Source organism: Acidovorax sp. CF316 (assembly GCF_000276605.1).
Lineage (GTDB): Bacteria > Pseudomonadota > Gammaproteobacteria > Burkholderiales > Burkholderiaceae_C > Acidovorax.
On sequence record NZ_AKJX01000240.1, the window covers coordinates 1 to 6,195 of the forward strand.

At 67.6% G+C, this 6,195-nt stretch carries 7 protein-coding genes; 1 reads left to right on the forward strand and 6 read right to left on the reverse strand.

Annotated elements, in window-relative coordinates; translation table 11 throughout:
* The 6 genes from PMI14_RS28265 to PMI14_RS28290 form a co-directional block, all read right to left on the reverse strand.
* Positions 1–578 (reverse strand): cbb3-type cytochrome c oxidase N-terminal domain-containing protein (locus PMI14_RS28265; protein WP_007860003.1); only part of this gene is annotated, 578 nt, incomplete at its 3' end.
* Positions 579–628: 50 nt separating this feature from the next.
* Positions 629–766: a cbb3-type cytochrome c oxidase subunit 3 gene (locus PMI14_RS28270; protein ID WP_007860005.1), complete on the reverse strand. Its 138-nt coding sequence runs from the start codon at positions 764–766 to the stop codon at positions 629–631.
* Between the two features lie 10 nt (positions 767–776).
* On the reverse strand, positions 777–1,415 hold the full coding sequence (ccoO, locus tag PMI14_RS28275) for a cytochrome-c oxidase, cbb3-type subunit II (protein ID WP_007860007.1): 639 nt from the start codon (positions 1,413–1,415) through the stop codon (positions 777–779).
* Positions 1,416–1,443: 28 nt separating this feature from the next.
* Positions 1,444–2,886, reverse strand: coding sequence for a cytochrome-c oxidase, cbb3-type subunit I (gene ccoN, locus PMI14_RS28280; RefSeq protein ID WP_007860009.1), 1,443 nt, complete (start codon positions 2,884–2,886; stop codon positions 1,444–1,446).
* A 62-nt stretch (positions 2,887–2,948) separates the two neighbouring features.
* Positions 2,949–3,086 (reverse strand): cbb3-type cytochrome oxidase assembly protein CcoS, encoded by a 138-nt coding sequence (gene ccoS, locus PMI14_RS28285; protein ID WP_007860012.1) that lies wholly within the window; start codon positions 3,084–3,086, stop codon positions 2,949–2,951.
* Complete coding sequence (locus PMI14_RS28290) at positions 3,086–5,530, reverse strand: cation-translocating P-type ATPase (RefSeq protein ID WP_007860016.1); 2,445 nt, start codon at positions 5,528–5,530, stop codon at positions 3,086–3,088. Before PMI14_RS28290 ends, ccoS begins: the two co-directional genes overlap by 1 nt.
* A 99-nt stretch (positions 5,531–5,629) precedes the next feature.
* On the opposite strand from PMI14_RS28290, the gene PMI14_RS28295 reads away from it, so the two are divergent.
* Positions 5,630–6,076 (forward strand): universal stress protein, encoded by a 447-nt coding sequence (locus PMI14_RS28295; RefSeq protein ID WP_007860018.1) that lies wholly within the window; start codon positions 5,630–5,632, stop codon positions 6,074–6,076.
* Positions 6,077–6,195: the final 119 nt, after the last annotated feature.

Sequence of the window (6,195 nt, forward strand, 5' to 3'; positions counted from 1 at the left end):
CCGGCCGCCGCCATCGGCGGCATCACGCCGGTGCGGCCCTGCGCGATGGTCTCGCGGATCTTGTCGGGTGTGCCGCCGTGCAGCCAGTCGCCGTCGGCCAGGTTGGGAAAGCCCTTGCTGCCGCGTGCATCCGAGCCGTGGCACTGCGCGCAGTTGTTCATGAACAGGCGTTCGCCGATGGCATGGGCCTGCGGGTCGCGCGCCATGTCCTCGGGCTTCATGTCGGCAAAGCGGGCGTACAGGGGCGCCAGCTCTGCCTTGGCCTTGTCCATCTCGGCCTGGTACTCGCCCAGCTGGGTCCAGCCGAGCTTGCCGGCGAAGGTGCCCAGGCCCGGGTAGGCAGCCAGGTAGGCCAGGCCGAAGACGATGGTGATCACGAACATCCACACCCACCAGCGCGGCAGGGGGTTGTTCATCTCGACCAGGTCTTCGTCCCAGACGTGGCCCGTGGTGTTGTCGCTGGTGGCCATGACCTTCTTGCGGCCGGCCATCCACAGCAACAGGCCGCACGCGACGATGCCGCCCAGGGTCACGGCGGTCACGAAGACCGACCAGAAATTGCTGGTGAAGTCACTCATGGGGTGCTCTCTTGTTCATATGGTTGTCGTTGTTCTTGAGGCGGGCACGGTCACTCGTGCTCGAAGGGCACGCGGCCCGCTTCGTCGAAGCGATCCTTGTTGCTGCCCAGGTAGGCCCAGACCCAGATGCCGATGAAGCAGGCAAGTGAAGCGAGCGTCGCAACGATACGCATGGTGGTGATGTCCATTTCAAACTCCTTACTTGAGCGCGCGGCCCATGACCTGCAGGTAGGCCACCAGGGCATCCATCTCGGTCTTGCCCTTGAGCTCGGCAGCCGCGTCGGCGATCTGCGCGTCGGTGTAGGGCACGCCCACGGTGCGCAGCGCCTTCATGCGGGGTGCGGCCACGGCGGGGTCGACGGCCGTCTTCTCCAGCCAGGGGTAGGCGGGCATGTTCGACTCGGGCACCACGTCGCGCGGGTTGGTCAGGTGGATCCGGTGCCACTCGTCGCTGTACTTGCCGCCCACGCGGTGCAGGTCGGGGCCGGTGCGCTTGCTGCCCCACTGGAAGGGGTGGTCGTAGACGAACTCGCCGGCCACCGAGTAGTGGCCGTAGCGCAGCGTCTCGGCGCGGAAGGGGCGGATCATCTGCGAGTGGCAGTTGTAGCAGCCCTCGCGGATGTAGATATCGCGCCCGATGAGCTGCGTGGCGGTATAGGGCTCCACGCCCTTGACGGCCTCGGTGGTGGACTTCTGGAAGAACAGCGGCACGATCTCCACCAGGCCGCCAATGGCGATCACCAGCAGGATCAGCACGATCATCAGGAAGTTGTTGGTCTCCACCTTCTCGTGGCTGAAACCGGTGGTGGTGGTCGCGGGGGTCTTGTTGTCAGACATGATTGAAAAAGCTCTCCGTACGTGCTGCTCAGGCGTGGGCAGCGTGCACTGCGGGGATGGCGACCTTGGCCGAGCGGCCGGCGATGGCGGTGGCCCACACGTTCCAGGCCATGACCAGCATGCCGCCCAGGTACAGCAGGCCGCCCAGCAGGCGCACCACGTAGAAGGGGTAGGTGGCCTTGACGCTCTCGACGAAGGTGTAGGTGAGCGTGCCGTCGGGGTTGACCGCGCGCCACATCAGGCCCTGCATGACGCCGGCGATCCACATCGCGGCGATGTACAGGACGATGCCCACGGTGGCCATCCAGAAGTGCAGCTCGATGGCCGGCACGGAATGCATTTTCTCGCGGCCGAACAGGCGGGGGATCAGGTAGTACAGCGAGCCCATGGAGATCAGGCCCACCCAGCCCAGGGCACCCGAGTGCACGTGGCCCACGGTCCAGTCGGTGTAATGGCTCAGGGCGTTGACGGTCTTGATGGACATCATCGGGCCCTCGAAGGTGGACATGCCGTAGAACGACAACGACACGATCAGAAAGCGCAGGATGGGGTCGTCACGCAGCTTGTGCCAGGCGCCCGACAGCGTCATCACGCCGTTGATCATGCCGCCCCAGCTAGGCGCCAACAGGATCAGCGAGAACACCATGCCCACCGATTGCGTCCAGTCGGGCAGCGCGGTGTAGTGCAGGTGGTGCGGGCCGGCCCACATGTAGGTGAAGATCAGCGCCCAGAAATGCACGATGGACAGGCGGTAGCTGTACACCGGGCGGCCGGCCTGCTTGGGGATGAAGTAGTACATCATCCCCAGGAAACCGGCGGTCAGGAAGAAGCCCACCGCGTTGTGGCCGTACCACCACTGCACCATCGCGTCCTGCACGCCGGCGTAGGCCGAGTAGCTCTTCATCCAGCCGGCGGGCACCGCTGCACTGTTGACCAGGTGCAGGATGGCCACGGCCAGGATGAAGGCCCCGAAGAACCAGTTGGCCACGTAGATGTGGCGCACCTTGCGCATGCCCACGGTGCCGAAGAACACGATGGCGTAGGAAACCCAGACCAGCGTGATCAGGATGTCGATGGGCCATTCGAGCTCGGCGTACTCCTTGCCCGAGGTATAGCCCATGGGCAGGCTGATGGCGGCCGCCACGATGACGAGCTGCCAGCCCCAGAAGGTGAAGGCTGCCAGCGGTGCCGCAAACAGCCGCACCTGGCAGGTGCGCTGCACCACGTAGTAGCTGGTGGCGAACAGCGCACAGCCGCCAAAGGCGAAGATGACGGCATTGGTGTGCAGCGGCCGCAGGCGGCCGTAGCTGAGCCAGGGAATGCCGAGGTTGAGTTCAGGCCAGGCCAGCTGGGCGGCGATGATGACGCCCACCAGCATGCCCACCACCCCCCATACCACTGCCATGATAGAAAACTGCCGCACGACGGTGTCGTTGTAGTGCGCTGCAGCTGTGTTTTGCGTTGAATCCATCGGGCACCTCTTTGTGTTGCAAAGAGTCTCCCGCAGAGGGGACCGGCCGGTATTGACGCATGTCAATCGTTGCGGAGAATGCGCTCGCCTTCCTGCTCCACGCTCTCGAACTGGCCGCGGTACACGGCCCACCACAGGCCTGCCAGGATCAGCAGGACCAGCACCACGGACAGGGGAATCAGCAGGTACAGGATGTCCATCACACGGTCTCCAGCGCGGCCTGGGCAAGGGCTGGTGGCTGAGCGGGCACGGCCCGCTGTTCGCCGACCAGGCGGGCCAGGCGCGAGGCGTTGAGCACCACCAGCAGCGAGCTCAAGGCCATGCCCAGCCCCGCCAGCCAGGCCGGCATGTGGCCCAGCACCGCCAGCGGCACGCACAATGCGTTGTAGGCGGCCGCCCACCACAGGTTCTGGCGCACCACGCGCAGCGTCTGGCGGGCCAGCAGCACCGCCTGCAGCACCAGCTGCAGGCTGCCACCCAGCACCACGAAGTCGGCGCGCGAGCGCGCCAGGGGCACGGCGCTGCCGAACGCGAAGGACACGTTGGCACCCGCGAGCACGGGCCCATCGTTGAGCCCATCACCCACCATGGCCACGTGGTGCCCCTCGGACTGCAGCATCTGCAGCGCGGCCAGCTTGCCGCCCGGCGTGCAGTCGCCCCGGGCCTGTTCGATGCCGGCCTGCAAGGCCACGCGCCGCACCGATGCCATGCGGTCGCCCGAGAGCATGTGCACGGCAACGCCTTCGCGCTGCAGTGCCTGTACCACGCTACGGGCCTCGGGCCGCAGGTCCTCGGCCAGGGTGAAGCGGGCCAGCTCCACGCTGGCGCCGTTCTCGCCCGTCTCTTCGGACAGCACCACCTGCAGGGCCGCGCTGTCGTCGGCGCCCTGCCCCGCATCCGCACCGGCGTGGCGCGCCGAGCCCAGGCGCAGACGGCGCGGCGCAAGCGCGCCGCTGGCATCCAGCAAGCGCGCGGTCAGCCCCTGGCCGGCTTGCTCCACCACGTCCGAGGCGATCCACCGCGGCTGCACGCTGCCATCCGCCGCCGCGCACAGCGCGCGCGATGCCGGGTGCACCGACTGGCCCGCGATGGCCGCGGCCAGCGCCAACGCGTCGCCCTGCGTCAGGCCGGCGATGCTTGTGTGCACGCCCTGCAGCGCCATGCCATCGCGCGTGAGCGTACCGGTCTTGTCGAAGACGATAGTGTCCACCGCGGCCAGGGCTTCGAGCCCCTGCAGGTTGCGCACCAGCAGGCCATTGCGCGCCAGGGTGCCCGCGGCCGTGAGCATGGCCACCGGTGTGGCCAGCGACAGCGCGCACGGGCAGGTGACGATGAGCACCGCCACCGCCACCATGAGCGCATGGCCCGGACTGCTGGGCCACCAGTATGCTGCTGCCACCACGGCGGCCAGCAGCACGGCCATGAGAAAGGGGCGTGCCACGCGGTCGGCCAGTTGCGCCAGGCGGGGCTTTTGCAGCGAAGCGCTTTCCATCAGCGCCACGATCTGCGCAAAGCGCGTGGCACTGCCCGTACCTTCCACACGCACCTGCACCGCCGCCTGCAGGTTGTAGCTGCCGGCCACCACCGTGCTGCCCAGCGGGCGCGCCACGGGCGTGGATTCGCCGGTGAGCAGGGCCTCGTCGGCCTGGGTGCTGCCTTCGGTGATGCAGCCATCGGCCGGAAAGGCCTCGCCGGGCAAGACGCGGATCACATCGCCCACCGCCAGGCTGCGCGTGGCCACGCGGGTGAAGGTGCAGCCATCGGCACCGCGCCGCTCCACGCTGTCGGGCAGGCGGTTCATCACCGCCTCCAGCGCGCCGGCCGTGCTGTCGCGCAGGCGCAGTTCCAGCCAGCGGCCGGTGAGCAAAAAGAAGACGAACATGGTGAGCGAGTCGAAGTACACCTCCTTGCCGAAGATGCCCGCAGGCTCGAAGGTGCCCGCCGTGCTCACGGCAAAGGTGATCGCCATGCCCAGCGCCACGGGCAGGTCCATGCCCACGCGGCGCAGGCGCACGTCGCGCAGCGCGCTGGCGAAGAAGGGGCCGCAGGCAAAGCACACCACCGGCAGCGTGATGACCCACGAGGCCCAGCGCAGCAGGGTCTCCATCTCCTGCGACAGGTCGCCCGGCTGCGCCACGTAGGCGGGCCATGCGTACATCATCACCTGCATCATGCAAAAGCCGGCCACCAGCCAGCGCCACAGCGCGCGCCGGCTCTCCTGCTGGCGCGCCGTGCGCGCAAACGCGTCCACCGCTGGCAGCGCCTGGTAGCCGGCCCGGGCCACAGCCGCCATCCAGCCCGAGGGCCGCACCTGCGTGGGCTGCCACACGATGCGCGCGCGGTGGGTGGTGGCACTCACATCGGCCTGCAGCACGCCGCGCACGCTGCGCAGCGCCTCTTCGATGGTGAGGGCGCAGGCCGCGCAGTGCATGCCCGAGAGCACCACATGCGACTCCCAGGCCGGCGCATCCTGCGGGACTGCGCCCGGGGGCCATTCGACCGGTGCGCCACCTGCGGCGCAAGGACGGCCGAACGACGCCCACTCCTGCGGGTCGTCGAGCAGCGCGGCATGGGGGTCCTGCCGCTGCTGCCGGGGGGCCCCCGGCACGTCTGGCTCTGCGGAGATGGGGGCGGCATTTGACATGGCTCAAGCCTATCGCCGCAGCAGGGTTGGCGGGTTGACCTGGATCAAGGCAAGGAACATCATGGCCCGTACGCTTGCGGTATCTACAAGGAGACCACCATGTACTACCAACGCATCCTGATCGCCACCGACGGCTCCACCCTGTCCGAGAAGGCCGTGGACCATGGCCTGGCACTGGCGGAGCTGTCCGGCGCCACCGCCGTCGCCCTCAAGGTCGTGCCGCGTTACCCACGCAGCTATTTCGAGGGCGGCATGCCCGTGGAACTGGCCGATGTGAAACGCATCGAACAGCAATGGAACGACGCCGCCCAGGCCCTGGTAGATGCCGTCAAGGCACGCGGCAGCGCGCGCGGCATCACGGTGAAGGCCGTGGTGAGCAAGTCAGACCTGGTGGCCGAGGCCATCATCGCTGCGGCGAAGAAGCACAAGGCGGATCTGATCGTGATGGCGTCGCATGGGCGCAAGGGAGTGAAGCGAATGTTGATGGGGAGTGAGACGCAGCATGTGCTGACCCATTCGCACATTCCTGTTTTGGTGTTGAGGTAGCTTGCTGTCGGTGGTTGCCGTTTGCTTTTACCGAGGGCGGAGGCCGGGGAGTGCGCCCGGCGGCGCACCTTCTTTCTTTTGCGTCGCCAAAAGAAAGAAGGCAAAGAAAAGGCGACCCC

Coding starts and splice junctions, on each gene's coding strand:
- PMI14_RS28270 (WP_007860005.1), bottom strand. CDS start 766: ATGGACATCACCACCATGCGTATCGTTGCGACGCTCGCTTCACTTGCC.
- PMI14_RS28295 (WP_007860018.1), top strand. CDS start 5,630: ATGTACTACCAACGCATCCTGATCGCCACCGACGGCTCCACCCTGTCC.
- ccoN (WP_007860009.1), bottom strand. CDS start 2,886: ATGGATTCAACGCAAAACACAGCTGCAGCGCACTACAACGACACCGTC.
- ccoO (WP_007860007.1), bottom strand. CDS start 1,415: ATGTCTGACAACAAGACCCCCGCGACCACCACCACCGGTTTCAGCCAC.
- PMI14_RS28290 (WP_007860016.1), bottom strand. CDS start 5,530: ATGTCAAATGCCGCCCCCATCTCCGCAGAGCCAGACGTGCCGGGGGCC.
- ccoS (WP_007860012.1), bottom strand. CDS start 3,086: ATGGACATCCTGTACCTGCTGATTCCCCTGTCCGTGGTGCTGGTCCTG.